This is a genomic window from Collinsella sp. Sow4_E3 (assembly GCF_052116285.1).
Lineage (GTDB): Bacteria > Actinomycetota > Coriobacteriia > Coriobacteriales > Coriobacteriaceae > Collinsella.
In genome coordinates this window covers 73,927-97,789 of record NZ_JBQKLJ010000003.1, presented here as the reverse complement: position 1 = coordinate 97,789, position 23,863 = coordinate 73,927, and the positions used below count along the sequence as shown (strand labels likewise).

The following is a 23,863-nucleotide window of genomic DNA, read 5'->3' as shown; positions in this document are numbered from 1 at the left end:
AGCTGCGATTTACTTGCTATGGCGGTTGAGCCGCGACCCAGTTTTTATTGGACCTCGAACCCTATGCTCGATGTTCGCTTCGTTCACCGAGTGTCGCTCGCGAGGGGTCTGGAGCATATCGTCCCGCCCGCAGTTTCGCAGGCCGAAGGCCGAGAATGTTTGAGGACGGGATGATATGCTCCAGACCCCCAGGAAGGTTACCTATGAACTACGCGAACATTAAGTATTTCGACATTGCTGATGGAGAAGGCGTTCGTACTTCTCTGTTTGTGAGTGGGTGCCGTCGTGGGTGCAAGAATTGTTTTAACTCCGTCGCGTGGGACTTTGCCGCGGGTGAACCGTTCGATCGTGCCGTCGAGGACAAAATCATCGAGAGTCTTGATCATCCCTTTATTGATGGCCTGACGATTCTGGGCGGGGAGCCTATGGAACCCGAGAACCAGGCGGGGCTTGTTGATTTTATCGAACGCGTGCGTGCGACCTACCCTGTGGAGTCTGGGAAGACCATTTGGTGCTTTACCGGTGACGTGCTCGAGGAACTAATGCCGGGTGGCCGTCACCATACCGACGTGACGGACCGTATCCTTGCTTGCCTCGACATGCTGGTAGACGGTCCGTTCGTTCAAGATCTGTACGATATCTCGTTGCGCTTTAGGGGCTCGAGCAATCAGCGCGTGATCGACATGAACGCCACGCGCGCTCGTGCTGCGCGCGAGGGCGTTGCGCTTTGCGACGCTGTGGAGCTTTGGCGGGACGATCCGGTCTATTCGACCCATACTATGTAGCTGGAAGAGGTTGCGTGCCAGCGTGGTACCATAGCGCGAACGCGAAATCGAAAAAAGTGAGGCCCAGATGGTCGATCAGGAAAAAGTCGAGACTGCTATTAAGCTGCTGCTTGAAGGTATAGGCGAGGACCCAACTCGTGAGGGCCTGCTGGAGACCCCGGCACGCGTCGCCCGTATGTATGGCGAGATTGCCGGCGGTATGGGCCGGAGTGCCGAGGAGCACCTGTCCAAAACCTTTGCCGTCGCTTCGAACGATTTGGTTATCGAGCGCGACATTACGTTTTACTCGCTGTGCGAGCACCATCTGCTGCCGTTTTATGGCAAGGCTGCGATCGGCTATATCCCTAACGGTCGCGTGGCGGGTCTGTCTAAGCTTGCTCGCACGGTTGAGGTCTATGCCCGTCGTCTGCAGCTGCAGGAGCAGCTGTGCGCGCAGGTTGCCGATGCCCTCATGGAATATCTTGCTCCCCAAGGGGCGATCGTGCTGATGGAAGCCGAGCATATGTGCATGACCATGCGCGGCGTTCAAAAGCCCGGTACCAAGACCGTAACGCTTGCTCGTCGCGGTGTCTTTGAGACCGATCCCGCGCTCGAGGAGCGATTCTTTAGGATGCTGGGCCGCTAACCATGAGAGTCGTCAACGACTTTACATCGAAGACCGATGAGGGGACGCCGCGTCGCGGCTTTATGGCTTCGGGCCTGACTCCCTTAGGCGCCATGCCTCGCATTGATTACATTTGTGCCAACGGGCTGTTCCGGCGGCACCTGGGCAACATTGCACAGTTGGAATCGGGGCGCATCTTTTGCCGCCACGGTATTGACCATCTGCTGGATGTCGCGCGCATTATGTGGATTAAGAATCTTGAGGAACAGCTCGAATTTGACCGCGAGGTCATCTACGCCACGGCACTTCTTCACGATATCGGCAAAGATGAACAGTATGAATCGGGTATATCCCATGATGTTGCAAGCGAGCGCGTCGCTGATGCGATTCTTGGCGGCATGCCCGATGACGTGGCATTTGATCCGGCCGATGCCGCGGCCATTAAGACGGCCATTTTAGGCCATAGAAAGCTGCGCGTGAACAGCCAACCGCTTGAGCGTCTGCTCTATGCAGCTGACAAGGCGTCGCGCGCCTGCTTTGCATGCCCCGCGCGCAATGCCTGCAACTGGAGCGATGATAAAAAGAACCTGTCGATTCGCGTGTAGTTGGTTTGCGCGGTCGGGGTTCTAAACGAAGGAGACGATCGCGATGAGTAACAAGAAACTGCCCGAGAATGCAACCAAGACTGAAGGCGCCGAGCTCGCCCGCCGTGGAAGGGGCGAAATATCCACCGCAACGGCGGTGCCCCACGTGAGCTATGACGATCTGCGCCATGCCGATCGCATCACCGTTGAAGGTCTTGAGGTCTTTGCCAACCACGGCGTGTATCCCGAGGAGAACGCCCTGGGCCAGAAGTTCATCGTGTCCTTGGTGCTCTATGCCGACCTGCGTGCAGCAGGGGAGCACGATAACCTGGATGCCTCGATTGACTACGGCTCGGTGTGCCACGATGTCGATGGCTATCTGCGCGAGCATACGTTTAAGCTCATCGAGGCCGCAGCCGAGGGCGTGTCCCAGATGCTGCTACGTCGTTACCCTCTGCTGCTCGGCGTGCGTGTTAAGCTCGATAAGCCTTGGGCGCCCGTCGGTCTTCCCCTGGCAAGCTGCGGTGTCGAGATCGAGCGCGTGCGCTAACCGGTTCTAATACGTCTCTATGGGTGGCTGCTTGAGTCGCTGCGACAGAGCTCTATTGTTGGGGCAGTACGTGTCGAGCAGGGCGTGAAACCGCTGATTGTGGCTTGGCTCGAGCAAGTGGACGAGCTCGTGGGCGACAACCATGTCAAGGCACTCGACGGGGTAGGCGGCAAGCTCGCGTGCGATGCGAATGGCGCCGGTTTTGGGCGTACACGAGCCCCAGCGCGTTTTCATGCTGCGCACGGAAACGCGGGAAGCGGCGATACCCATTGCGATTTCGTATGTGCGCACCATATCGCGCAGCGCCGTGGTGACCTCGGATGTATAGAGCTGGTCGATGCGGGCTTGGAGCTCATCGGGCGTTAGGCCGTCGAGGGCCGTGCGCTGCTTTGCCTGCGCGCGCCCACTTGGCTCGTCGGTACCCATAAAACTTGCGAAGGTGGCCTGTTTGGGTCGCGGTGCGGGTGATGCAAAGTTGTGATCGAGCGCATCTTGTACCGTGATGGGCTTGCCCCAAAGCGCAATGATGGACGAGGGGCTGAGCGGCTCTTGCGCCGTCGCCTGACGTTGCTCGCGCTGGGCAAGTCGGCTGATAATCCAGGCGCTGTTGCGCTTCACAAATGCTTCGATACGCTCGCGGGTGGCACCGAGCGGTGCGCTTGCGTGGACCTCACCGCTCGATGTGACGCGTAGGTTGAAGTTCTTGACACGCTTTTTGGTAACGACGACGGGGATGGGCATCCCATCCGGTCGGGATACGGAAATCGTAAACTGCTGCGTCAAAAGCGGTCCTTCAGATTGGGGACGGGCCGGCATGTCGACCGTTCGGCATGCCGGCCCGATCAAGGGATGTGAAATTAATAACGCTCAAAGAAGGCAAGCGCGTTGTCGCTGCAGAGCTTTTGCATCACGGTCTTGCCAAAATGCTTGGAGAGCATGTTCTGGAACTCGGGCATCTTGCTGGCATCGGAGAGGAAAGCGGGCACCGTGGCGCCGTCCCAGTCGCCGCCGAGCGCGATGACGTCCTCGCCGCCCAGGTCGAGCCAGTGCTCGATATGTGCCGCCAGCTGATCGAAGGTGACGTCTGCGGCGGTCTTGTCGGTTGCGTCGTTGGAAAGGAACTCGCTGCAGTAGTTGAGGCCGACGATGCCACCCATGTCGCGAATGGTGCGGAACTGGTCGTCGGTAAGATTGCGTTTGGCGCCGCAAACCGCACGGGAGTTGGAGTGGCTGGCGACGAAGGGACGCGTGGCGCGGACGGCGACCTCGTCAAAGCACTCATCGTTGAGATGTGAGACGTCAAGCACCATGCCGGCGTGCTCCATCTGCGTAAGTGCCTCGATGCCGGCGGCGGTGAGGCCGGCGTGGGTATCGTGTCCGCTCGCGAGCGGCCCCTGCGCGTTCCAGCTGAGTGACGACATGAGTACGCCCAAGCTCTTGAGCACCTCGATCAGCGCGGGGTCCTCGGCAAAGAACGTGGCGTTTTCGATGGTGTGGATGCAGGCGACCTTGCCGTCCTTGAGCGCAGGGCGAATGTCAGCGGCGCTGCGTACGTTGACCATGCGATCGTGGTTGAGCATGGCCTGGCCGCTCATATGCGCCATGATCTGCGCCTGGAAGCGCGCGGCGTGGGCGGAGGGAATCTCGTCGGGGACAAACGTGGCGAAGCACTGTGCCCACGGTGTGTTGCCGATCTTTGCGAGCGAGATGGCGCAGGCGTTGCCCTCGATGAGGTCGAAATCTTGCGGATGCGTCTCGTCGCCGGGGAAATAACCGTCGGTTCCGGCGGTAAAGCGCAGGTCGAGATCGAGCGTGGCCCAGCCGATGCGGTCGGCGGTGTCGCAGTGCAAGTCAAATACGGGATATGCCATGGTTCCTCCGGTTGCAGCGTTTCTTTGCAAACTGTCTTCGAATTGTATGACTAGGGTATAGTTAGCGCCATACGTTCATGGCGGCCCGCGTTGTGTGCCGCCCTTATCACGGAGGTTTCCATGTCCAACCAGGGCAAGAAGGTCAAGACTCATTATCGCGGCACGCTCGACGATGGCACGCAGTTCGATAGCTCCTACGATCGCGGCGAGCCGCTGGAGTTCACCTGCGGTGCCGGTCAGATGATCAAGGGCTTCGATGCCGCTGTTGTCGACATGCAGGTGGGCGAGAAGAAGTCCGTGCACATTCCTGCTGCCGATGCCTACGGCGAGCACAATCCCGAGATGGTTATCACCTTCCCGGCCGAGCAGGTTCCCAACATCGAGCAGATCGAGAAGGGCATGAAGCTCTTCCTGTCCACGCCGAGCGGCATGCCTGTCCCTGCCGTTGTCATCGATGTGACGCCCGAGGCCGTGACGCTCGATGCTAACCACGAGCTGGCCGGCAAGGATCTCAACTTTGATATCGAGCTCGTCGAGGTCGAGGATTAGAGTATGCCTGAACGCTTGGTTTCGACGACATGCTTGGGAAATCTCAACGATCCGTCCTATGAACTCCTGCTTCGTCGGGAGCTGGGTGGCATCTTTGAAGTTGACGAGCTGCTGCTCGATTGGGACCAGGCTGATGTATGCGCGTTTGCGGGCGTGACGGAGCTGGGGCGCACGGTCGATGTTCGGCTGGATACTGCCGACGGCAGTCGTCTTGCCGACGGCGACGTGCTCGCCATCGACCGTTCGGGCATGGTGCCCGTGGCGGTTGTCGTGCGCCTGCGCAGCGCCGAGGTCTATTTGGTCGAAGTCGACCGCATGGATCCGATTGCGCTCGCGCATGCGTGCTGGGAGATCGGCAACATGCATGCGCCGCTTTTCCGAGGCGATTCGGACGAGCATACCGTGCGCATGTATACGCCGGTGCAGCCTGTTTTGGGCCGCATGCTCCGGGGCGTCGAGGGTGTTATGCTTTCGGTGGTTAGCCGTGAACTCGATACGGACCGGCGCTTTGCGTCGAGTGCGGCGGAGGTCGTCGTGAGTATGGCTCCCGACTTTACGATCGTAAAAAAGGCGCGCGGTTAACGTGCGTATGAGCAAGACGGACTTTGAGAGGCAGCTATTCAAAGTCCGTCTTGCTGTTGATGAGGTGCTGTGGGGGAAAGCATATGGGTCTTGAGGGAATCAAGCTGATTGCATGCGATTTGGACGGCACGTTGCTGCATCCGGGGGAGTGCGAGCCGCGTTCCGAGGCCTTTGAGCTCATCGATGAGCTGCATCGTCGTGGCATCGTGTTTATGCCGGCGAGCGGCCGTCAATATGCGAGCTTGCGCTATCTGTTTGCCCCGGTGGCCGATGAGCTCGCCTATGTATGCGAAAACGGAGCCCTCGTGATGAGCGAGGGGCGTGCCGTTGTCAAGCGTTCCATGGAGCGTAACCTTGCTATGGATATCGCGAATGCCGTGGTTGCGTATCCCCATGCCGACGTGACCCTTTCCTGCGAGGGGCACCTCTACACCATAAGCGGCAACGATGCATTCGTCGACCATTTGCGCTACGAGGTCCATTGCGATGTGGCGGTGGTCGACCGTCCCGAGGACATCGACGAGGACGTCATTAAGATCGCGTTTCAAACGCCCGAGACAGAGCAGCCGGCGGCGCTGGAGTATTTCGTCCGTCGCTTTGGCGACCGGGTCGATGTGATGACGTCGGGAACCGAATGGACCGACTTTATCGGCTTTGATTCGGGCAAGGGGTCCGCGCTTGCCGATTATGGTCGTGCGCTGGGGATCTCACCTAACGAAATGATGGCGTTTGGCGATAATGAAAACGACCGCGACATGCTCAACGTGGTGGGCCATCCCTATCTGATGGAGAGCTGCAATCCCAGCATGCGCGGTATCAACGACCGCGTCCGTTACGTGCGCACGGTCGAAGAAGAGCTGCGTCGCCTACTTGCTGAGTAGACATTTGGGACATGCCTGGAAATCTTCCTTTTGCCGCAATCGGTGAAAAGTTGATTTTAAGGCATGCCCCAAAATCTACCTACAGTTGGGGCAGAGGCCCTCGAAGATGGTGTAGTGCGAGCTGACGCTCCATCCGATTTGTTCGGATGCCCTGGCGTCGAGCTGGGTATTGAAGGGGAGCGGCACATCGATGACGCGGCCACACGAGGTGCAGATGATATGCGCATGCGGCTCGATGGCACGATCGAAGCGGCTGCCGCCCGGCGTTTTAATCGAGAGAATCTCCCCGGCATCGGCCAAGAGATTGAGGTTGCGGTAGACCGTACCGCGGCTGATTTTGTCATCCTGTTCACGCACAGCGTTGTAGATCTCTTCGGCGGTGGGATGGTTGTAGCTTTGGCGCACGGCATCAAGAACTAGCTTTCGCTGCCTGGTATTCCTTCTTTGCACCGCCATGCGCCTCGCCTCTTTTCTATTAACGGTCGTAGGTAAATGATACCGTATTTAGCACACAATACTAATAATGAGGAGTGAAACCGTCTTCATTGGCAAGTGGGGCTCGGACCTGGGCGTCTACGAGGCGAAAACGCGTTCCCATGCGCTCGTAGGAGGCATGAAGCGCCTCGAGATGAGATAGGATGTTTGCCGGAGCTCCCTGTATCTCCATCTCGACTGAGCCGTCTTCCATGTTACGCACCCAGCCGGTGAGTGCGCGTGCCTGCGCGAGGTTGGTGTTGGTAAAGCGAAAACCAACGCCTTGGACCTGTCCCTCCCAGCGCAGGAAATAGCGCAGGGGAGTGTCTTGAGTGGCCTCGTCGCTTGCGAGCACAGTAAGCCTGCGGCGCAGCTCGAGCTCGACGCCAGAGGGCTTTTGGGGCTCGCGGCTGCCGCCGGCGACGCCCGAGAAAAGCTTGTCGAAAATACCCATCGCTAGGCCTGCTTGACAGAATCGGCGGGGAAGGTAATGCCGGTCTGTTGGCGCACGGCATCCATGATGCGCAGCGAGACAAGCGTGACATCGCGATAGTGGCCAAGCTCGTGACGTCCCGCCGGGGTCTCCCAAATCTCTTCCTTGACGTTATCGATGCCGCCGATGGCGGTGATAAAGTCTGCGAGTTCGTATTCCATGGTGTTGCTCGATTTGGGCAGGTCGAGCACGCGGCCGTTGTCGCTCTGTTCGCGCGGCGCCTCGGTCGCCGAGCCGCGTACGACATCGCCGCGATAGTCGATGCGGACGTTGCGGGGCGTGGACAGATGGTCAATCTGGATAGTGCCACGCTCGCCTTCGATCTGCGAGGGCAGTAGGTCATTCGTAATTTTGGAGTGCGCGAGCTCGACGGAGATACGGCCACCGCCGTAGCTGGCGAGGATGGAACCGCAGCCATCGATGGGGCCATGGGTGAGCTCCTGCGTGGTGGGGTCGAGCAGAGTAGCCATGCTCGTAAGGCCGGAGGGCATGCCGAAGATCTCGACCATGGGCTCGACGGTGTAGACGCCAATATCCATGAGGGAGCCCGAGGCCATGTGGCAGTCGAAGATGTTGGTGGCGCGTCCCGCGAGAACCTCGTTGTAGCGTGAAGAATACTTGCCAAAGCGCAGTGAGGCGCGGCGAATGGGCGCAATCTCGCCCAGGGCGTCCTCGATGGCGTGGAAAGCGGGGTCATGGAGCGGGCGCATGGCCTCGAGGGCTACGACGCCCGCCGCCTCGGCGGCGCGGAAGACTTCCAGCGCCTGCGCCTCGGTGGCGCAGAAGGGCTTCTCGACGATGACGTGCTTGCCGCTGGCGATGCAGGCAAGGGCCTGCTCGTAGTGAAGTGCGTTTGGGCTGCCGATATAGACGGCGTCGACGTCGGCGGCTGCTGCAAGCTCATCAAGTGAAGTAAAGTTTCGCTCGCCGCCGTGCTCGGCAGTAAAGGCGGCGCCGCGCTCGGCGTTGCGCGAGAGCGTGCCTACGAATACAGCCTGGTCGTTGGCATTGACGACCTGGATAAAGTCGTCGGTGATCATGGATGTGCCGATGGTCGCGATGCGCAGCATACGTCCCCCTTGCGTTGTTTTGGTCTACAGGATGAGTGTAGCGCGTGGGGATATAAAGCTGCGCGAAAACGCTATTACAGGTCGCTCTCGTTAAAGCCGGTGTCGATATCGAGGTTGGCTCCATCGGCCGCGGTGGTGGCGAGCTCGTCGCAGCGCTCGTTGAGCTCGTGGCCGGCATGCCCCTTGACCCAGATGAACTCCACCTTATGCTTGCTCTTTGCGGCAAGCAGGCGCTCCCACAGGTCGCGGTTCTTAACGGGCTGCTTGTTGGCAGTTTTCCACCCGCGCTTTTTCCAGCCGTCGATCCAGTGCCTGTTAAAGGCGTTGACGACGTACTGCGAGTCGGAGTGGACCTCGACCTCGCAGGGACGGTTGAGCGCCTCGAGCGCCACGATGACCGCCATGAGCTCCATGCGGTTGTTGGTGGTCTTGGCGTAGCCACGCGAAAGCTCGGAGGTGAAGGTCTTGCCGGCGGGGTTGGTGTATTTGAGCACGGCGCCGTAGCCACCGCGTCCCGGATTGGATCGAGCCGAGCCGTCGGTATAGATGATGACCTTCACAGACTTCCTTTCGTCGAGTTCCTCCCTTGCGGCTGTCTATTGTATCGCCGGTCCATCCTGTTTTATGCGAGGCGCGCCGCTCCACAAGGATGGTGGAGACGTTGTCGCCAAGAAAGATGGGCGACCTGAATTGTCAAGAGCTAGAGGGCTTTTAAATCTGCCATTTCTATCCCGTCCCCAAATGGTTGGTTTTCGTGGATGATGCGTTCGAGTTCGTCGAGGTATTGCCGCAGCAGGGGAGAGGGCTTGCGCTCATCGTGCATGATGTAGCCCACGCGCATCGTTGGAGCGTCTGCCAACGGGATCGATGCCATGCCCCATTGCATTTCATTGGAGAGGACACCGGTCGACAACGTGTAACCGTTCGACGTGATGAGCAGATTGGTGAGCGTGCCACGGTCGGAAACGCGGATGTTGCGGTCGCAGGGGATATAGCTAAACGGCTCCTCGGCGTAATAGAAGGAGTTTGAGGTCCCCTGCTCAAAGCTGTAGCGCGTATAGGGCGTAAGGTCGGCAAGCGATAGCTGGGGGCGGCGTGCGAGCGGATGGCGCTCGCTAACGAAGACGTGGACCGTTGCATCGAAGAGGGGATGGAAGCTTGCGCGGGCGTCGGCGAAGGCCTTCTGCAGGACGCGGGCGTTAAAGTCATCCAGATACAGAATGCCGATATCGCTGCGAAATGCGCGGACGTCGTCGATGATCTGTGACGTGGTGGTCTCGCGCATGATGAACTCAAACTTACTGTCGCGGCAGCGCTCGACGACGTTGACAAAGGCTTCGACCGAAAAAGCGTAGTGCTGGGCCGAGACGGCAAGGCGTGCCTGGGGTGTGCCGCCGTCCTCGTAGCGGGCCTCGAGCATATCGGCCTGCTCTACGACCTGGCGCGCATAGCCTAAAAGCTCGGTGCCGTCGTTGGTGAGTGTGACGCCGCGGCTGGAGCGCGTAAAGATTTCCAGACGGAGCTCCTGCTCTAGGCTTTTGACGGCGTTGGAGATATTGGATTGCGCGGTATAGAGGCGCTGAGCTGCGGCGTTAATTGAGCCGGATTCTGCCACGGCGATAAGAAAACGAAGCTGCTGGAGGGTCATCGGCACCCGTCCTTTCGATAGCTATCTAAAAAACCGATAACATGTTAGCGCTTTTAAGTGATTGACCGCGCGAAACAATGCTCGTACTATTCAAAACACACAAAGGCGGTAGGTAATTAAGCCGACCACGAGAACGGGATGTCAAAAGGAGGACCGCATATGAACTGCTTACTAAGACGAATGCCGGGCTCCTGCTTGCGCCCGTCGGCGTGATCAGGAGACGGCGACTTACTTCTCTTACTCATATTACTTTTGTTCGATCAAGGAGATCATCATGAGCCAGTTTATCAACAACCCCGAGCACACCTTTGGTTTCGACACCCTGCAGCTGCACGTTGGCCAGGAGAGCGCCGACCCCGCATCCGATTCCCGCGCCGTGCCTATCTACCAGACCACGAGCTATGTGTTCCGCAACTCCCAGCACGCTGCTGACCGCTTTGGCCTTGCCGACGCCGGTAACATCTACGGTCGTCTGACCAACTCCACCCAGGGCGTCTTTGAGGACCGCATTGCCGCGCTCGAGGGCGGCGTTGCAGGTCTTGCCGTCGCCTCTGGCGCCGCCGCCATCACCTATACCCTGCAGGCCCTCGCTCAGGCCGGCGACCATGTGGTGGCCCAAAAGACCATCTACGGTGGTTCCTACAACCTGCTGGAGCACACGCTCTCCCAGTTTGGTGTCGAGACCACCTTCGTCGATGCCCACAACCTGGACGAGGTCGAGGGCGCCATCAGGGACAACACCACGGTCATTTACCTCGAGACGCTCGGTAACCCCAACTCCGATATCCCCAACATCGACGCTATCTCCGAGGTCGCTAAGAAGCATGGTCTTCCGGTTGTTGTCGATAACACCTTCGGCACCCCGTATCTGTTCCGTCCGCTGGAGCACGGCGCCAACATCGTCGTTCACTCTGCAACTAAGTTTATTGGCGGCCACGGCACCTCGTTGGGCGGCGTGATTATCGATGGCGGCAACTTTGACTGGAAGGCGAGCGGCAAGTATGCGCAGATCGCCGAGCCCAATCCCTCCTACCATGGCGTCTCGTTTACCGAGGCCGCCGGCCCCGCTGCCTTCGCGACCTATGTCCGTGCTATCTTGCTGCGTGACGAGGGCGCCTGCATTAGCCCGTTTAACGCCTGGGTCCTGCTCCAGGGCACCGAGACCCTGTCGCTGCGCGTTGACCGCCATGTCGAGAACACCAAGAAGGTCGTTGAGTTCCTGATCGGTGACGGCCATGTTGCCAAGGTGAACCACCCGAGCCTGCCCGAGCACCCCGACCATGAGCTGTACCAGAAGTATTTCCCCCGTGGCGGCGCCTCGATCTTCACCTTCGAGATCAAGGGCGGCCAGGAGGCTGCTTGGAAGTTCATCGACCACCTGCAGGTCTTTTCGCTGCTCGCCAACGTGGCCGACGTCAAGTCGCTCGTCGTGCACCCGGCTACCACCACGCACTCCCAGCTCTCTGCCGAGGAGCTTGCCGAGCAGAACATTACGCCCTCCACAATCCGTCTTTCCATTGGTACCGAGAACGCCGAGGACATCATTTGGGATCTGAAGCAGGCCTTTGCCGCGCTGGACGAGTGAGGCGACTTGTGCAAGGGCCCCTTGCGACTCGATAGGTATAACTGCATAAAATGCCTGCTCAAGGCGCCTGCGCGAACAATGGTTGCGCAGGCGCCTTTTTTGCATAGGAAGGGCGCTATTACAGGGTTTTTGGCATGCTTTATGCATGCGAGTTGTGGAAAACTCCTGTTGAGAGGATGTGAGTTTTACGCAAATGACGTGCACCTTTTGAGAAAAAACCGCAGGTCGCGATTTACTCGGGGTACTATGCAGCGCGATCGAATCACACGCAGCTTAAACGCAGCAAAAACTCACTACGGAGGTTTCCAGCTACATGAGGATCGATTCACGAAAACCGAAGGCCGCCGCCCTTTCTGCCACGCTTGCCGTGGCGCTTTTAGTGGGTGCCGGCGTAACCGATGCCCACGCGGCAACACTGTCCGACGCGGTCGGATCAACGCCGTCCGAGGCGACCCTGATGCAGCCCGTCGACTATCGTGGCGACGGCTTTGGCTCCATGCAGGAGTGGAACGCCTCGATGGGGGCCAAGCGCGATTCCCTAGAGGTTCGCGCGCAGATCATCATGAACATGTACGGTGACTATGCCACCGATGACGAGCGCGCTGTACTGCAGGGTTGTATCGACGGTGCGGGCAGTCTTTTGACGATGGAGGAGGTCGACGCGAAGTCGGCCGAGCTCGACGAGCTTCGCTCCACGCTCGAGGATGCTAAGCGCGAGGCGCTCGAGGCTGCGGTCGTCGAGGCAGAAGCTGCCGAGGCCATTCAAGCTTCGCATTACAACGCCGGCTCCGGCTCGTCTTACGCGTCTGCTGCGTATTACGCGAACGGCTCGGGCCTGACGCGCTCGAGCGGTGTCAATAACTACAACGGTCGTCGCGAGACCTATTACAGCAGCAACGTGCTGTATCACCACCGCACGGGTGAGTGGACGCTGGATTCCGAGGGCTTTTGGCGTGATTCCGACGGCTACTACGTGGTGGCTGCGAGCGATAAGTCCCAGGGCTCGACCTTTACGGGCTCTAAGGGCGAGTGCAAGGTCTACGACTCGGGTTGCGCAGCCGGAACTACCGATTACTACACCGGTTGGTAATCTGTCGGCATCGATTGCACATGATGGACGGGCGTCTTTACCGAGCTTTCGGGCAATGTAAAGTCGCCCGTTTTTATATGCATTTGGGTTAACAGAGCCCTTACCGTGGCACTACGTTGGGCATATGGGCGCGGGGCACACTAAGTCATGAGAAACAAGGTCTTTCTCGTGGAGGAAGTGATCCCATGAACGCTCGAGATGTCGCTATTGCCGTCGTTGCCCTTTTGATCGGATGTCTTGGTCCGACGGCGGCGTTAGTTGCCGGCTTGCAGTCCACTACGGGTGCTGCTCCTGTGGTTGTGAGCGCCTTGATTGCAGCGGCGCTGTTGGGAAGCGCCGGCGTGGTGCTTTGCCGCGATGACGAGGACGAGGTCCCGGAGTCGCAAAACGAGCCTCAGTTTTAGCCTCGGCCTAAATGCGACAGGCCTTCGCGAGCGATGGGATCCTCGCGAAGGCCTGTCTGCTTACATTGCGCGCGTCGCCGTGCGGGCGAGGCTACCAGCTGCTTTCTATTTCGCGAATCCTCTGGTAGAGCCAATCGTTTTGCGGCACTTGGATATCGTGTTTGGCGGCCAGGCGGCAGATGGTGCCCGCGAACTCCTCGACTTCGGTTTTACGTTGTGCGATGCGGTCCTGCGCCATCGAGGGCATGCCGGCGGGGTCGATTCCCTCGATGAGGTGCACCATCTGCGTCAGGTCTGCCTCGGTAAGCTCAACGCCCTCGGCGTTGGCGACCGCAAGTGTCTCGCGCATGGCGGAAACAAAGCAGCGACGTTGCTCGGAGTCCTGTTCCGTGGCGCTCCCGTACGTGCCGCCGTAGGCCATGCAGGTCTGGTTGATGCCATCGTTGAGCATGAGTTTGGCCCACATGCGGTGCGCAATGTCGCTCTCGACGGTATGGGCGATGCCGCAGCGCGTGTAGAGCTCATCGATGGCGGTGACGGTTGCGGGCTCGGTGCCTGCTGCCGCGCCAAAGCGAATCTCGCCCGCATTGGTAAAGGTGAGCGCGCCGTTAAGGAATACGGCGTCCATGCCCTGGCAGATGCCCAGGACGGTGTGCTTCCAGCCAAAGCGCTCGGCTATTTTTTGCTCGCTCGTAATGCCGTTGCACAGCGAGGCGATGAGCGTGTTGGGTCCCACGACGCGCTCCATAGTCTTGAGTGCTTGGTTGAGCCCCGTCGTCTTGACCGTGAGAATGACCAGATCGGCGGGCGTTGCCTCGCTGGCGCGGACGGACTTGAGCGCGCAGGGCTTTCCGTTGACGGTGAGCGCATCGCCCACGTGGCGCTCGAAACGCGCGTCATCCATGACGTATTCGACGGAATCGTTGCCGAGGGTCTTGGCAATCATGCTGCCGTAGAGCAGGCCGACGCCGCCCTTGCCGATAAAGGCGACCTTGTTGATCTGCATGTGAATCATCTCCCCATATAAAAGGCGCCCGCATATGGGGCGCCTGATGGATTGTATGCCGCTGGGGCATGTGGCGTACACCGGAGGCTGAATTTAGAAGAACAAATGCATGGGAACTTATGCCGCGGGGCAGATGGCAAAAACGCGCGCGGGATATCCAACGCCATCGCGCACCTTGGGGAAGGTGCAGAAGATGACGGCGCCTGTGGCAGGAAGCTCGTCCAGATGGTCCATGACCTCGATCTGGTAACGGTCGACCGAGAGGATGTACTGCTCGCCGGGGTAGGGGTAGGCGTCCTCGCGTGTGGTCACGCTCGCCTCCTTTCATCGGGCTTTTTGCTGATGTTAAAGCGGTGCCGTGACAGCTCGATTTCTGCTGCGTTACGATACGTTCTCGATTGCGATTCCACGATGTTTCGGCCGCGTGACCATTGTGTTTCGCCTTGCCGTGACGCTGATGGCGAAGGGAGGGGCCGTGCAATACCGCGTTGACCCCAAAAGTGGTAACCGAATATCCGCTCTGGGTCTGGGCTGCATGAGATTTCCCGGTGCACCGGGACGTCCGGATGCGAAGACAGCCGATGCTATCATTTCCCGTGCGGTGGAGCAGGGGATTAATTATCTGGATACCGCGTATCTCTATCCCGGTAACGAGGCGTGCGTGGGCGCCTCGCTTGAGCGCTTGGGGCTGCGTGACCGGGTGTTGCTGGCGACGAAGTTGCCGCACGCTTCGTGCAAGAGTGCAGATGATTTCGACCGCATCTTCGATGAACAACTGCGCCGTTTGCGGACCGACCATATCGACTATTACCTTATGCACAACATTACCTCGCCCGCCCAGTGGGGGCGCGTGGTGGCACTGGGCATCGAGGACTGGATTGCGCGCCAAAAGGCGGCGGGGCGCATTCGCCAGATTGGTTTTTCGTATCACGGCAGCGCGGCGGATTTCCTGACGATGCTTGACGCATATGACTGGGATTTTTGCCAGATACAGTACAACTATGCCGGCGAGCGTTACCAAGCGGGAACGGCGGGGCTCATGGCCGCCGCCGAGCGAGGCCTCGCGGTGTTTGTGATGGAGCCGCTTTTGGGCGGACGTCTGGCAGGTAAGTTGCCGCCGCGGGCCCGCGCTGTGCTCGATAGCGCCTGTGACCCGCATTTGCGCACCCCTGCCGCTTGGGGGCTTTCGTGGGTGTGGAATCATCCTCAGGTGACGATGCTGCTTTCGGGTATGACCGATACCGCGCAGGTGGATGAGAACGCGGCGTTGGCCGATCGGGCCCTGCCGGATTCGATGACAGCTACTCAGCTCGATGCCATCGCGCACGTGCTGACGGAGTTTGAAAAATCGAATCGCGTGCCCTGCACGGGATGCGGCTATTGCATGCCGTGTCCTAAAGGCATCAATATTCCTGGGTGTTTTGCCGCCTACAACGCAAGCTATGCGCACAGCTGGTTTACGGGTCTATCGCAGTATTTTACGGCGAGCGCGGTGCGCACAAGCGAGCCCAAGTTGGTGAGCAATTGCGTCAAATGCGGCAAATGCGCGCGGCACTGCCCGCAGCATATCGATATTCCCGAGCGTCTCGACGACGTACGCCGCCGTTTTCAGCCTGGACCCGTGACGGCGGTGCTTAAGGCCTTCGGCAAAACGCGCTCCTCATGACCCTTTTATAACTTGCGGTGGAATAGTTCCTGTTTGCGGCAGAATAAGGCATCAACAGGAACTATTTCACCGTAACTGATGAGAGGGAGCTGGGGATGCTGACGATTGGGTGTCACCTATCCACGACGAAGGGCTATCGGGCGATGGGGGAGACGGCGCTATCCATTGGCGCCAATACCTTTGCATTCTTTACGCGCAACCCGCGCGGCGGCAAGGCGAAAGACCTTGACATGGATGACGTGGCGGCCCTGCGCGAGCTTATGGAACAAAACGATTTTGGTCCCCTCGTGGCCCATGCTCCGTATACCTATAACCCCTGCTCGGCCAAAGAGCGGGCGCGCGAGTTTGCCCTGGAGGCCATGGCTGAGGATCTGCAGCGTCTGGAAGCGCTGCCCGGTAACTACTACAATTTCCATCCCGGTGCGCATGTGGGACAGGGCTCCGACGCCGGCATTCAGATGATCGTCGACACCCTGTGCCAGGTGATGTTTGAGGGCCAGCAGACGACGGTGCTGCTCGAGACCATGGCCGGCAAGGGCACCGAGGTGGGCCGCAGCTTTGAGGAACTGGCGATCATCATCGAGGGCGTTGCTGACAGGCGCCCCGAGCTGTCGGCCAAGCTGGGCGTTTGCCTGGACACCTGCCATGTAAATGACGCCGGCTATGATATCGTCCAAGATCTTGACGGTGTGCTCGACGAGTTCGATCGTGTGGTGGGTATCGAGCGCCTGCGCGCTGTGCATATCAATGATTCCAAGAATCCCCGCGGTGCTCATAAGGACCGGCATGAGTGCATCGGCAAGGGTTACCTCGGCAGCGAGGAACTTGGCGGTGGAATGCAGGTTATGCAGAATATTGTATCGAATAGCTGCCTGCAATCACTGCCATTCATTTTGGAAACGCCGAACGAACTTGCAGGTTATGCGGCTGAAATTAAACTTTTAAGGTCATTGCAGCAGTAATGACTGTCATAAAGTGGAGTGTTCCATTCACGTTATGGGTTTGTTTCAATCAGTTTTCTAATTGCAGATTCTCTCACGCGGGTGCATAATAGCCCTCAGTTTTTGCAGGCCCCTGAATCACATGGGGCCATTGGAAGGAGACTGATTATGAAGCTGAAGAAGCTTGGCGCATTTGCCGCCACGGGCGCCATGGCGCTCGCCCTCGCACTGACGGGCTGCGGCTCGTCCAACGCCACCTCTGGTTCTGATGCCGGTTCCAGCAGCTCTGACGACGCTAAGGTCGAGAAGGTCGACGGCTCCAAGGAGTACGCGCTCGTCAAGGATGGTACGCTGACCGTCGGCACCTCTGCCGAGTACGCTCCGTTTGAGTACAAGGATGACAACGGCGATTATCAGGGCTTTGACCTTGAGCTCATCAAGGCTATCGGCGACAAGCTGGGCCTGGATGTCGAGTACGTCAACAACGACTTCGACACGCTCGTCCCCGGCGTCGCTTCGGGCACCAAGTATGACGTCTCCATTGCGGCTATCACCGACACGCCCGAGCGTGAGAAGGAAGTCGCTTTCTCCGATTCCTACTACATGGACGATCAGGCTATCGTGACCAAGGTCGATAACACCGACATCACGGCCGACAATTACAGCGAGAAGCTCAACAACGCCGACGCTACCATTATCGTCCAGTCTGGCTCGACCGCCGAGGCCTTTGCCCAGGAGAACTTCCCCAAGGCCAAGATCGTCCCCTACAAGGACGCTACCGAGTGCTTCAGCGCCCTGCAGTCCGATAAGGGCGATGCCGTAGTCACCAACCGCTCCGTTGCGAGCCAGCTGACCGCCGAGCAGTTCAATACCTGCCACACGGTTAAACAGATCAGCACCGGCGAGGAGTACGCTATTGCCATCAACCAGGGCAATACCAAGCTCAAGGACGACATCAACCAGGCCATCAAGGACCTGACCGACGACGGCACCGTTGACGCCCTCATGGCTAAATACAACATCAAGTAAACAGATACTTGATTGCGTGTGGGCCCTTTCCGTTTAGCGGAGAGGGCCTTTGCGCTTCTCTCGACGGAGAGTGTTTCCGTCTCTTTTTGCCGGCAACTTCTACGATAGGAGCCACCTTGTCTCGACTGAACAAAGGGGCCGCTGAGCAGCGTTCTTCACTACCCGCCTTGCTCCAAAAGCTAGCCTGTGTCATGGCCGTGGCGCTCGCGCTGGTGTGCGTGGGGGCATCTGCGCCCTCGACTGCCCAAGCGCTTGAGACCGCAAAGATTACCGCCCGACCCAACACCGGTTCGGGCAGCGATGTGGTCGGCGGCACCGAGACACGCATTACCTGGGAAGTTCAGGCCGATACCGACGAGGAGCTGAGCGGTCTTTCGCTGACGTTTGTCGACGGCACGACGTTTGGTACCGATGACACGCGATTGACGATGCTCTCGGGCGAGGACCTCATGGATCGCACACCCATGAAGCCCACGTGCACGGCTGATGGCCAGACGCTCAAGATCGACTTTGGCGAGACGGCGCCTGCCGGCGGATTTTTCCGTGTCGAGGTGTACGGCGTGACCTTCCCCGTCGAAGGCGGCGACGAGGCCTTTAGCGGCACCTATACGCTCGCCGACGGTTCGACCAAGAAGATTTCCAAGATTCCTTCCGTCGAGATTAAGGGCGTGACGGCCTTCGATAACTTCCAGGCCGATCTTAAGGAACAGCCGTGGGTCGAGGCTTGGAATTCCAATATGTTCCTGCGCCTGTTCTTGAACCCGGTCATTTTGGTCCAGAGCCTGCCGGTCGTATTTAAGGGCTTCCTTATGTCGCTCTCGATCGTGCTTGTGGCGTTTCCGCTGGCAATCCCCTTTGGCTTTGCCTTGTCGCTCATGCGCATCTCCAAGTCGCGCATCCTGCGCTGTCTTGCCGGCATCTACGTGAATATCATCCGTGGTACGCCGGCGTTCCTGCAGATCTATATCGCGTTCTTTGGCCTGCCACTTGCCGGCGTCAAGGTGGATGACTACGTCTTGGGCGTTATCGTCATGGCCATGAACTCGTCTGCGTACCTGTGCGAGATCTTCCGTGCCGGTATTCAGTCGATCCCCAAGGGCCAAAACGAGGCTGCCCGCTCGCTGGGCATGAATGCCTTCCAGACGTTGCTCTACGTTATGATTCCGCAGACGTTCCGCAATGTCCTGCCTACGCTGACCAGCGAGTTTATCCTGCTTTACAAGGATACGTCACTGCTCGCCGCCGTGGGCGTGGTCGAGATCGTCATGAATGCCCGCACCATCGTGGCGACGACGGGCTCCATCACGCCGTATGTGGTTGCCGCTCTGTTCTATCTGGTCATTACCCTGCCGCTTGCGCGCTTGGTGAGCGGTCTTGAGGCGAGGCTTCTGGGGACGGCCGAAACCAAAAAGAAGCGTCCCACCAAGAGCGCCGGACAGGTTGTCGCGACACCCGCCGATCATATTGCAGGTCTGTAAGGAGGTTCTATTATGAGCGAAACCAATAACTCGAACGAGGTCGTCGTCAGCATCAAGAATCTCCAGAAGGCCTTTGGCGATAACGTGGTCCTGCGCGACATCGATCTGGATGTGCACAAGGGTGAGGTCGTCGTGGTCCTGGGCCCCTCGGGCTCGGGCAAGTCGACGATGCTTCGCTGCATCAACCGTCTTGAGGAGCCCACGAGCGGCTCGATTGTCGTCGAGGGCGTGGATGTGTGCGCCAAGGGCGTCGACCTCAATAAGGTGCGTACGCACTTGGGCATGGTGTTTCAGCAGTTCAATCTGTTCCCGCACCTGTCGGTCAAAAAGAACGTCATGCTTGCGCAACAAAAGGTGCTCAAGCGCAGCAAGGAAGAGGCCGAGAAGATTGCCGTCGAGGAGCTGACCAAGGTCGGTCTGGCCGAGCGCATCGATTTTATGCCGAGCCAGCTTTCGGGCGGCCAGCAGCAGCGCGTGGCCATCGCCCGCGCCCTGTCGATGAATCCGCACGTGATGCTCTTTGACGAGGCTACGTCGGCGCTTGATCCCGAGCTTGTCCGCGACGTCCTTGGCGTCATGCGCGATCTTGCGCGTGACGGCATGACGATGATCGTGGTAACGCACGAGATGGGCTTTGCCCGCGACGTCGCCGACCGCGTCGTCTTTATGGACGGCGGCGTTATCGTGGAGGAGGGTACGCCGAGCGAGGTCTTCGACCATCCCAAGAGCGAACGCACCAAGGCGTTTTTGGGCAACATCTCGTAGCTGCTTTATGTGGCTGACATAGCAGAAAACGGGGCTGGATCTGGATCCAGCCCCGTTTTTGTTGGGATGCGCATGTGTTTTGGTGCAGAGCCGCGTATGGGCGGAGCTTATCGCCGTTAGGCGAGCTCGGCTCCAAGGGCGCGACAGGCGGCCTCTGCCTCATCGTCGGGGGCGTCGTAACAGATGACGGAATCGACGACGTTGACGCCGGCCTCGTCGGCGTCCGCCTTCCAGTTGTCCATCCATTCGCCCTCGGCCCAAGAATAGGAGCCAAAGAGGACGACCTTCTTGTCGCCGAGGGTCTCCTTGACTTCGTCCCACATCGGCTGAAACTCATCGTACTCGAGCTCCTCGGAGCCCATGGCGGGGCAGCCGAAAGCGAGGGCGTCATAGCCGCCGGCTTATTTTTTGGATTCCGGCGTATTGTCGCATCGACGCATGGCACATGCTGTTGCGGCGATGGGGCGGGCAGAAAGAAGATCAAGAGGGTCGCGGTCGCGGACACCGATGTGTCTCACTACCCCTATAGCGATGAGCTGCTTATTGGCGGTATGAGCTGCGGCGGCTGCGCGCAAAATGTGACGAACGCCCTCAACGCTCTCGATGGCATTTGGGCCACAGTGACGTATACAGACCACACGGCGTGCATCCGTTCTAAAAACCCGATCGATCGTGAGGTGCTTGAGGCTGCCGTGAGGGATGCGGGCTATTACGTCATAAAGCCGTAGGGCCGGGCGTGCGCTTGCGCCTAGGCTCGGCCGCGCAGCTCGATGTCTTGGATATCGTCGAAGCCGATGGCGATGTCTCGGAGTTTGAGCAGCTTGAACGCGGGGAGCACTTCGTCGAGAATGCCGGTGCGGCTGCGATAGCCGTATGTATCGTAATAAGTAACGCGCACCAAGTCGCCGCGTTTGAGGCCCTCGAGCTTTTTTGAAAGCTCGAGGGCTTTTTCTTCCGTGAGTTCGCATTTGGGCTCAACAGAGATCTCTTGTTTGCGCACGAGCTCATAGTATCCCGTGAGGGCGGCAAAGGGCATAAACTGCGCGGCGCGGTTGGCGCGAACGGCACCGTTAGCGGTGAGCCTGGGGTCGGCGGCGCGACGCCTTCCATCGGGGTCCGCCAGGCGTTCAAAAGGCGTCGGTGGCCGCATCGGCTGTTGTTGGGCCTTAGGCACGGTGTCCTCCTACCTGATCGTTGCGTTCGCGTGCGGTGGCGCCGGCGGTAAAGCTTAATCCCTTGACCAGGGCGTTCTTGCCGTACTTGCCCTTCACGGCCAGAACGGCGCGGGCCAGGTCGCGCTCGCGTTCATCGGCCTTAACATCGCTAAACAGATCGATGGTGGCAAATTCCTCGGGCATGAGGTTGCCAAAGCCCAAATTGATGCGCTTGACCGGTCGTTTGGGATCGACGGTCTGCGCCCAGAGCTCATCGAAATAGCCCATGATCTTCTTAAACGAATTGGTGCGCTCGGGCAGCTTGCGCGAAGCGTTAGAGTGCGCAAAGAGCGCGGCATAGCCGCCACGCGGTTTGCCGCCATGCTCTCCCACAAAGATGCCGTCGATTGCCTGTGCCTCGCGCACCAGTCGGCGTCGTTCGTCATCGCGCTGGACGGGCTTGGGTGCACGGGGTGCGAGCTCGGGGCCGGCGGTTGCGGCGGGTTCGATGCTCGACGTGCTCGAACGCACATGTCCGCATCCGTCTACATATTGCGCTGTGCCGCTGGCGTCGAGGCGGCGTATGTCGGCGCGCTCGCTCGCGTAGCCCACAAAGAGCGAGATGCTGTCGCAGACTACATGCTTATCGACCAAATCCAGTACGGCGGCATCGACCATCTCGCGCAAGACGGTGTAGGCCTGCTCGTAGGCATAACCCTTCGAGAGCACTTGTCCTGTGGTGGTTGAAGTTGCCTGCGGGCGATAGGCCTGAATATCGGCGATAGTTGTCGGCTCGCGCCCAAAGGCGTGGTCGATGAGATACTCGGCATTGACGCCGAGTTCGTCGTAAAGCAGGTTTTCGTCGAGCGCGGCGACGCCCATCAGATCGTATACCCCGTACTTTTCGAGGCGGGCTGCCACGCCGGGGCCGATGCCCCAGATATCGGTGATGGGGCGATGGGGCCAGATCTCCTTGCGAAAGGTCTCGTCGTCGAGTATGCCGATGCGGCTGGGTACGTGCTTAGCGGTAATGTCGAGCGCCACCTTGGCCTGGAATAGGTTGGGGCCGATGCCGACTGTCGCCGTGATGCCGGTGCGCGCGAGGACCTCATCGCGCAGCATGCAGGCAAAGCTTTTGGCATTGGTATGGTAGAGCTCTAGATAGGGTGTCACGTCGATAAAGCACTCGTCAATTGAGTAGACGTGAACGTCTTGCGGACTGACGTATTCCAGGTAGATACCGTAGATCTGCGCCGACACCTCCATGTAGTGCTGCATGCGCGGTACGGCCTTGATGTAGTCGATGCCGTCGGGAATCTCAAACAGACGGCAGCGGTTGTGTATCCCGAGGTCTTTCATGGCCTGGGTAATGGCGAGGCAGATGGTCGTACGCCCGCGTGATTCGTCGGCAACGACCAGGTGGGTGGTGAGCGGATCGAGCCCGCGGTCGACGCACTCGACGCTGGCGTAAAACGTCTTGAGGTCGATGCAGATATAGGTGTGACGCCCGTGCCCCACGCGTCCTCCCATCAAACACATGTTCTTATCGAATGCATGTTCGATAATACCCGCTCGTCCGGACATCGTCAAAACCTGCCAAAAAGGGACAGGTTTATTTTGGTAGGTAAAACGCTTGACCGACCAAAACAAACCTGTCCCTTTTTGGCAGGTATGGTCGGGCGGTTGCATCGGGTTTTAACGCAGCTCTAAAGAGCGCGAAACAGCCCGGAAAACCTCGCTTCGTAGCATGAGCCTAACGATCGATACCACCATAAAGCACGGAAGGGTTGTGGGGATAATGGTCAACTATGGGTTTGGTATGCCGACGCGCCTTGTTGCGGATGGAGACGTGGCTCGCTGGTGTGGACGATTGGTCGCTCACTACGGCGGCACCAAGGCGCTGGTGGTGCTGGGTGGCGACAAACATACGCGCGATGAGCTTGTCTCGGCGGCGCTCGGCTCGCTTGACCGAGCTCTGCTCGAGCGCGTGCTTTTTCGTTGCGGCTCGGTTGAGGGCGACGGGGGAGACGAGCTGATCGACGAAGCTGTGGCCCTGGCGACCGACGAAGGCGTGGACTTTGTCCTGGCGATCGGCGATGCCGATACTGCTGGCTTTGCGCGCGAACTCGCGCGTCGCATGGCGGCGCTCGATGCCGGCGAAGACGGTTTTGTCCCTTATGGATGTATTGTCTCGGAGGGCAAAGTGCCTGCCGTCGTGGGGGCCGGTGAGGTTCCCGTTTTTGCCATCATCGCGCCCGAACTGCTTGAGGGCATTGGGTCTCCTCTGCGTGAGTTGCTCGGCAGCGTGTGCGCCGCGGCGTAGGAGGGCGTTATGCCGTATGTTCAGCTTGCTGTTGCTATAGCTTGCGAAAGTTCGTTTTGGCCATGAAGGCAAGGCGCCATCTTATGACAGGGTCGCCGCCGCTTTGACATTTGATGCATGGTGATTCATGCCTGTTTGCCGCCTGGAGCCCACGGTATGGCGCGCCTTGCGCGTGCGGGCGAATGGCGGCATGCCGTTTTACCGGGGACGAAGCAGGCTGAGTTTGAGGCTCACGTTGCAGGAATCTATAAGATTGCGCAACAGATGTTCCCATCAAGAGCGTTTGGTTCTGGAGGAACTTCGTAATGAGACGGCGATGCTTGATAGATAT

29 protein-coding genes are annotated in these 23,863 nt (G+C 59.1%); 17 read left to right on the top strand and 12 right to left on the bottom strand.

Going from position 1 to position 23,863, the window contains the following annotated elements:
- Window positions 1-203: 203 nt before the first annotated feature.
- From nrdG to folB, 4 genes are all read left to right on the top strand, one after another.
- The gene (gene nrdG, locus ACTQ48_RS03550) at window positions 204-785 is read left to right on the top strand and encodes an anaerobic ribonucleoside-triphosphate reductase activating protein (protein ID WP_427727760.1); all 582 of its coding nucleotides are present in this window, start codon (window positions 204-206) and stop codon (window positions 783-785) included.
- A 67-nt stretch (window positions 786-852) separates the two neighbouring features.
- Window positions 853-1,410 (top strand): GTP cyclohydrolase I FolE, encoded by a 558-nt coding sequence (folE, locus tag ACTQ48_RS03545; RefSeq protein ID WP_427718613.1) that lies wholly within the window; start codon window positions 853-855, stop codon window positions 1,408-1,410.
- Between the two features lie 2 nt (window positions 1,411-1,412).
- Window positions 1,413-1,994, top strand: coding sequence for an HD domain-containing protein (locus ACTQ48_RS03540; protein WP_441570135.1), 582 nt, complete (start codon window positions 1,413-1,415; stop codon window positions 1,992-1,994).
- Window positions 1,995-2,037: 43 nt separating this feature from the next.
- Window positions 2,038-2,523: a dihydroneopterin aldolase gene (gene folB, locus ACTQ48_RS03535; RefSeq protein WP_441570134.1), complete on the top strand. Its 486-nt coding sequence runs from the start codon at window positions 2,038-2,040 to the stop codon at window positions 2,521-2,523.
- Window positions 2,524-2,529: 6 nt separating this feature from the next.
- Here folB and ACTQ48_RS03530 read toward each other — a convergent pair whose 3' ends face one another.
- Window positions 2,530-3,306 carry a M48 family metallopeptidase gene (locus tag ACTQ48_RS03530; RefSeq protein ID WP_441570133.1) on the bottom strand — a complete coding sequence of 259 codons (777 nt, stop codon included), beginning with the start codon at window positions 3,304-3,306 and terminating at the stop codon, window positions 2,530-2,532.
- 74 nt (window positions 3,307-3,380) lie between these two features.
- Window positions 3,381-4,394, bottom strand: a complete 1,014-nt coding sequence (locus tag ACTQ48_RS03525) for a dipeptidase (RefSeq protein WP_427727766.1) — start codon at window positions 4,392-4,394, stop codon at window positions 3,381-3,383.
- A gap of 120 nt (window positions 4,395-4,514) precedes the next feature.
- Here ACTQ48_RS03525 and ACTQ48_RS03520 point away from each other — a divergent pair, with 120 nt between their 5' ends.
- The 3 genes from ACTQ48_RS03520 to ACTQ48_RS03510 all read left to right on the top strand — a co-directional run bounded on the left by ACTQ48_RS03520 (window position 4,515) and on the right by ACTQ48_RS03510 (window position 6,406).
- Window positions 4,515-4,943 (top strand): FKBP-type peptidyl-prolyl cis-trans isomerase, encoded by a 429-nt coding sequence (locus ACTQ48_RS03520; protein WP_441015842.1) that lies wholly within the window; start codon window positions 4,515-4,517, stop codon window positions 4,941-4,943.
- 3 nt (window positions 4,944-4,946) lie between these two features.
- A complete protein-coding gene (locus ACTQ48_RS03515) occupies window positions 4,947-5,525 on the top strand; it encodes an urease accessory protein UreE (protein ID WP_441570132.1) in 579 nt (192 codons plus the stop codon).
- 83 nt (window positions 5,526-5,608) lie between these two features.
- Window positions 5,609-6,406, top strand: a complete 798-nt coding sequence (locus ACTQ48_RS03510; RefSeq protein WP_427718600.1) for an HAD-IIB family hydrolase — start codon at window positions 5,609-5,611, stop codon at window positions 6,404-6,406.
- Window positions 6,407-6,481: 75 nt separating this feature from the next.
- Here ACTQ48_RS03510 and ACTQ48_RS03505 read toward each other — a convergent pair whose 3' ends face one another.
- The 5 genes from ACTQ48_RS03505 to ACTQ48_RS03485 form a co-directional block, all read right to left on the bottom strand.
- A complete protein-coding gene (locus ACTQ48_RS03505; RefSeq protein ID WP_427718597.1) occupies window positions 6,482-6,862 on the bottom strand; it encodes a Fur family transcriptional regulator in 381 nt (126 codons plus the stop codon).
- 61 nt (window positions 6,863-6,923) lie between these two features.
- Window positions 6,924-7,334, bottom strand: a complete 411-nt coding sequence (locus tag ACTQ48_RS03500; RefSeq protein ID WP_427795950.1) for an acylphosphatase — start codon at window positions 7,332-7,334, stop codon at window positions 6,924-6,926.
- Window positions 7,335-7,336: 2 nt separating this feature from the next.
- Complete coding sequence (locus ACTQ48_RS03495; RefSeq protein WP_427795949.1) at window positions 7,337-8,443, bottom strand: Gfo/Idh/MocA family protein; 1,107 nt, start codon at window positions 8,441-8,443, stop codon at window positions 7,337-7,339.
- A 74-nt stretch (window positions 8,444-8,517) separates the two neighbouring features.
- Entirely contained in the window at window positions 8,518-9,003 is a 486-nt protein-coding gene (gene rnhA / locus ACTQ48_RS03490; RefSeq protein WP_427747971.1) for a ribonuclease HI, read from the bottom strand.
- Window positions 9,004-9,143: 140 nt separating this feature from the next.
- Entirely contained in the window at window positions 9,144-10,091 is a 948-nt protein-coding gene (locus tag ACTQ48_RS03485) for a LysR family transcriptional regulator (RefSeq protein WP_427718589.1), read from the bottom strand.
- Between the two features lie 274 nt (window positions 10,092-10,365).
- Here ACTQ48_RS03485 and ACTQ48_RS03480 point away from each other — a divergent pair, with 274 nt between their 5' ends.
- From ACTQ48_RS03480 to ACTQ48_RS03470, 3 genes are all read left to right on the top strand, one after another.
- On the top strand, window positions 10,366-11,676 hold the full coding sequence (locus ACTQ48_RS03480; protein WP_441038734.1) for an O-acetylhomoserine aminocarboxypropyltransferase/cysteine synthase family protein: 1,311 nt from the start codon (window positions 10,366-10,368) through the stop codon (window positions 11,674-11,676).
- Between the two features lie 313 nt (window positions 11,677-11,989).
- A complete protein-coding gene (locus ACTQ48_RS03475) occupies window positions 11,990-12,766 on the top strand; it encodes a hypothetical protein (protein ID WP_441570131.1) in 777 nt (258 codons plus the stop codon).
- Between the two features lie 185 nt (window positions 12,767-12,951).
- Window positions 12,952-13,170 (top strand): hypothetical protein, encoded by a 219-nt coding sequence (locus tag ACTQ48_RS03470; RefSeq protein ID WP_154517389.1) that lies wholly within the window; start codon window positions 12,952-12,954, stop codon window positions 13,168-13,170.
- A 91-nt stretch (window positions 13,171-13,261) separates the two neighbouring features.
- On the opposite strand, the gene ACTQ48_RS03465 is transcribed toward ACTQ48_RS03470, so the two are convergent.
- Together ACTQ48_RS03465 and ACTQ48_RS03460 are read right to left on the bottom strand one after the other, a co-directional pair.
- Complete coding sequence (locus ACTQ48_RS03465; RefSeq protein ID WP_441570130.1) at window positions 13,262-14,176, bottom strand: ketopantoate reductase family protein; 915 nt, start codon at window positions 14,174-14,176, stop codon at window positions 13,262-13,264.
- A 117-nt stretch (window positions 14,177-14,293) separates the two neighbouring features.
- Entirely contained in the window at window positions 14,294-14,488 is a 195-nt protein-coding gene (locus ACTQ48_RS03460; RefSeq protein ID WP_154517383.1) for a hypothetical protein, read from the bottom strand.
- Window positions 14,489-14,534: 46 nt separating this feature from the next.
- Here ACTQ48_RS03460 and ACTQ48_RS03455 point away from each other — a divergent pair, with 46 nt between their 5' ends.
- The 5 genes from ACTQ48_RS03455 (at window position 14,535) to ACTQ48_RS03435 (ending at window position 20,055) form a co-directional block, all read left to right on the top strand.
- A complete protein-coding gene (locus ACTQ48_RS03455) occupies window positions 14,535-15,842 on the top strand; it encodes an aldo/keto reductase (RefSeq protein ID WP_441570129.1) in 1,308 nt (435 codons plus the stop codon).
- A 95-nt stretch (window positions 15,843-15,937) separates the two neighbouring features.
- Window positions 15,938-16,804 carry a deoxyribonuclease IV gene (locus tag ACTQ48_RS03450; protein WP_441570128.1) on the top strand — a complete coding sequence of 289 codons (867 nt, stop codon included), beginning with the start codon at window positions 15,938-15,940 and terminating at the stop codon, window positions 16,802-16,804.
- 147 nt (window positions 16,805-16,951) lie between these two features.
- Window positions 16,952-17,812: an ABC transporter substrate-binding protein gene (locus ACTQ48_RS03445; protein ID WP_118345556.1), complete on the top strand. Its 861-nt coding sequence runs from the start codon at window positions 16,952-16,954 to the stop codon at window positions 17,810-17,812.
- A 116-nt stretch (window positions 17,813-17,928) separates the two neighbouring features.
- Window positions 17,929-19,290, top strand: coding sequence for an ABC transporter permease subunit (locus ACTQ48_RS03440; RefSeq protein WP_441570127.1), 1,362 nt, complete (start codon window positions 17,929-17,931; stop codon window positions 19,288-19,290).
- A gap of 12 nt (window positions 19,291-19,302) precedes the next feature.
- Window positions 19,303-20,055 (top strand): amino acid ABC transporter ATP-binding protein, encoded by a 753-nt coding sequence (locus tag ACTQ48_RS03435; RefSeq protein ID WP_022094423.1) that lies wholly within the window; start codon window positions 19,303-19,305, stop codon window positions 20,053-20,055.
- A 116-nt stretch (window positions 20,056-20,171) separates the two neighbouring features.
- Here the strand turns inward: ACTQ48_RS03435 and ACTQ48_RS03430 are convergent, their stop codons facing one another.
- Window positions 20,172-20,417, bottom strand: coding sequence for a hypothetical protein (locus tag ACTQ48_RS03430; RefSeq protein WP_441547308.1), 246 nt, complete (start codon window positions 20,415-20,417; stop codon window positions 20,172-20,174).
- 147 nt (window positions 20,418-20,564) lie between these two features.
- Here ACTQ48_RS03430 and ACTQ48_RS03425 point away from each other — a divergent pair, with 147 nt between their 5' ends.
- Window positions 20,565-20,783 (top strand): heavy-metal-associated domain-containing protein, encoded by a 219-nt coding sequence (locus tag ACTQ48_RS03425; RefSeq protein ID WP_427747961.1) that lies wholly within the window; start codon window positions 20,565-20,567, stop codon window positions 20,781-20,783.
- A gap of 20 nt (window positions 20,784-20,803) precedes the next feature.
- Here the strand turns inward: ACTQ48_RS03425 and ACTQ48_RS03420 are convergent, their stop codons facing one another.
- A complete protein-coding gene (locus ACTQ48_RS03420) occupies window positions 20,804-21,229 on the bottom strand; it encodes a hypothetical protein (RefSeq protein WP_441048588.1) in 426 nt (141 codons plus the stop codon).
- Window positions 21,222-22,793 (bottom strand): Y-family DNA polymerase, encoded by a 1,572-nt coding sequence (locus ACTQ48_RS03415; protein ID WP_441570126.1) that lies wholly within the window; start codon window positions 22,791-22,793, stop codon window positions 21,222-21,224. The genes ACTQ48_RS03420 and ACTQ48_RS03415 overlap by 8 nt, the downstream gene beginning before the upstream one ends.
- Before the next feature lie 235 nt (window positions 22,794-23,028).
- Here ACTQ48_RS03415 and ACTQ48_RS03410 point away from each other — a divergent pair, with 235 nt between their 5' ends.
- The gene (locus ACTQ48_RS03410) at window positions 23,029-23,532 is read left to right on the top strand and encodes an iron-containing alcohol dehydrogenase (RefSeq protein WP_427718555.1); all 504 of its coding nucleotides are present in this window, start codon (window positions 23,029-23,031) and stop codon (window positions 23,530-23,532) included.
- The last annotated feature ends 331 nt before the right edge of the window (window positions 23,533-23,863 follow it).

Bases quoted from the DNA above. Each gene is read 5' to 3' on its own strand.
- ACTQ48_RS03430 (WP_441547308.1), bottom strand. From the start codon at position 20,417: ATGGGCTCCGAGGAGCTCGAGTACGATGAGTTTCAGCCGATGTGGGAC.
- ACTQ48_RS03510 (WP_427718600.1), top strand. From the start codon at position 5,609: ATGGGTCTTGAGGGAATCAAGCTGATTGCATGCGATTTGGACGGCACG.
- ACTQ48_RS03520 (WP_441015842.1), top strand. From the start codon at position 4,515: ATGTCCAACCAGGGCAAGAAGGTCAAGACTCATTATCGCGGCACGCTC.
- ACTQ48_RS03495 (WP_427795949.1), bottom strand. From the start codon at position 8,443: ATGCTGCGCATCGCGACCATCGGCACATCCATGATCACCGACGACTTT.
- ACTQ48_RS03480 (WP_441038734.1), top strand. From the start codon at position 10,366: ATGAGCCAGTTTATCAACAACCCCGAGCACACCTTTGGTTTCGACACC.
- ACTQ48_RS03465 (WP_441570130.1), bottom strand. From the start codon at position 14,176: ATGCAGATCAACAAGGTCGCCTTTATCGGCAAGGGCGGCGTCGGCCTG.
- ACTQ48_RS03485 (WP_427718589.1), bottom strand. From the start codon at position 10,091: ATGACCCTCCAGCAGCTTCGTTTTCTTATCGCCGTGGCAGAATCCGGC.
- ACTQ48_RS03500 (WP_427795950.1), bottom strand. From the start codon at position 7,334: ATGGGTATTTTCGACAAGCTTTTCTCGGGCGTCGCCGGCGGCAGCCGC.
- folB (WP_441570134.1), top strand. From the start codon at position 2,038: ATGAGTAACAAGAAACTGCCCGAGAATGCAACCAAGACTGAAGGCGCC.
- ACTQ48_RS03475 (WP_441570131.1), top strand. From the start codon at position 11,990: ATGAGGATCGATTCACGAAAACCGAAGGCCGCCGCCCTTTCTGCCACG.
- ACTQ48_RS03410 (WP_427718555.1), top strand. From the start codon at position 23,029: ATGCCGACGCGCCTTGTTGCGGATGGAGACGTGGCTCGCTGGTGTGGA.
- ACTQ48_RS03540 (WP_441570135.1), top strand. From the start codon at position 1,413: ATGAGAGTCGTCAACGACTTTACATCGAAGACCGATGAGGGGACGCCG.
- ACTQ48_RS03505 (WP_427718597.1), bottom strand. From the start codon at position 6,862: ATGGCGGTGCAAAGAAGGAATACCAGGCAGCGAAAGCTAGTTCTTGAT.
- folE (WP_427718613.1), top strand. From the start codon at position 853: ATGGTCGATCAGGAAAAAGTCGAGACTGCTATTAAGCTGCTGCTTGAA.
- ACTQ48_RS03415 (WP_441570126.1), bottom strand. From the start codon at position 22,793: ATGTCCGGACGAGCGGGTATTATCGAACATGCATTCGATAAGAACATG.
- ACTQ48_RS03435 (WP_022094423.1), top strand. From the start codon at position 19,303: ATGAGCGAAACCAATAACTCGAACGAGGTCGTCGTCAGCATCAAGAAT.
- ACTQ48_RS03470 (WP_154517389.1), top strand. From the start codon at position 12,952: ATGAACGCTCGAGATGTCGCTATTGCCGTCGTTGCCCTTTTGATCGGA.
- ACTQ48_RS03515 (WP_441570132.1), top strand. From the start codon at position 4,947: ATGCCTGAACGCTTGGTTTCGACGACATGCTTGGGAAATCTCAACGAT.
- nrdG (WP_427727760.1), top strand. From the start codon at position 204: ATGAACTACGCGAACATTAAGTATTTCGACATTGCTGATGGAGAAGGC.
- ACTQ48_RS03450 (WP_441570128.1), top strand. From the start codon at position 15,938: ATGCTGACGATTGGGTGTCACCTATCCACGACGAAGGGCTATCGGGCG.
- ACTQ48_RS03525 (WP_427727766.1), bottom strand. From the start codon at position 4,394: ATGGCATATCCCGTATTTGACTTGCACTGCGACACCGCCGACCGCATC.
- ACTQ48_RS03445 (WP_118345556.1), top strand. From the start codon at position 16,952: ATGAAGCTGAAGAAGCTTGGCGCATTTGCCGCCACGGGCGCCATGGCG.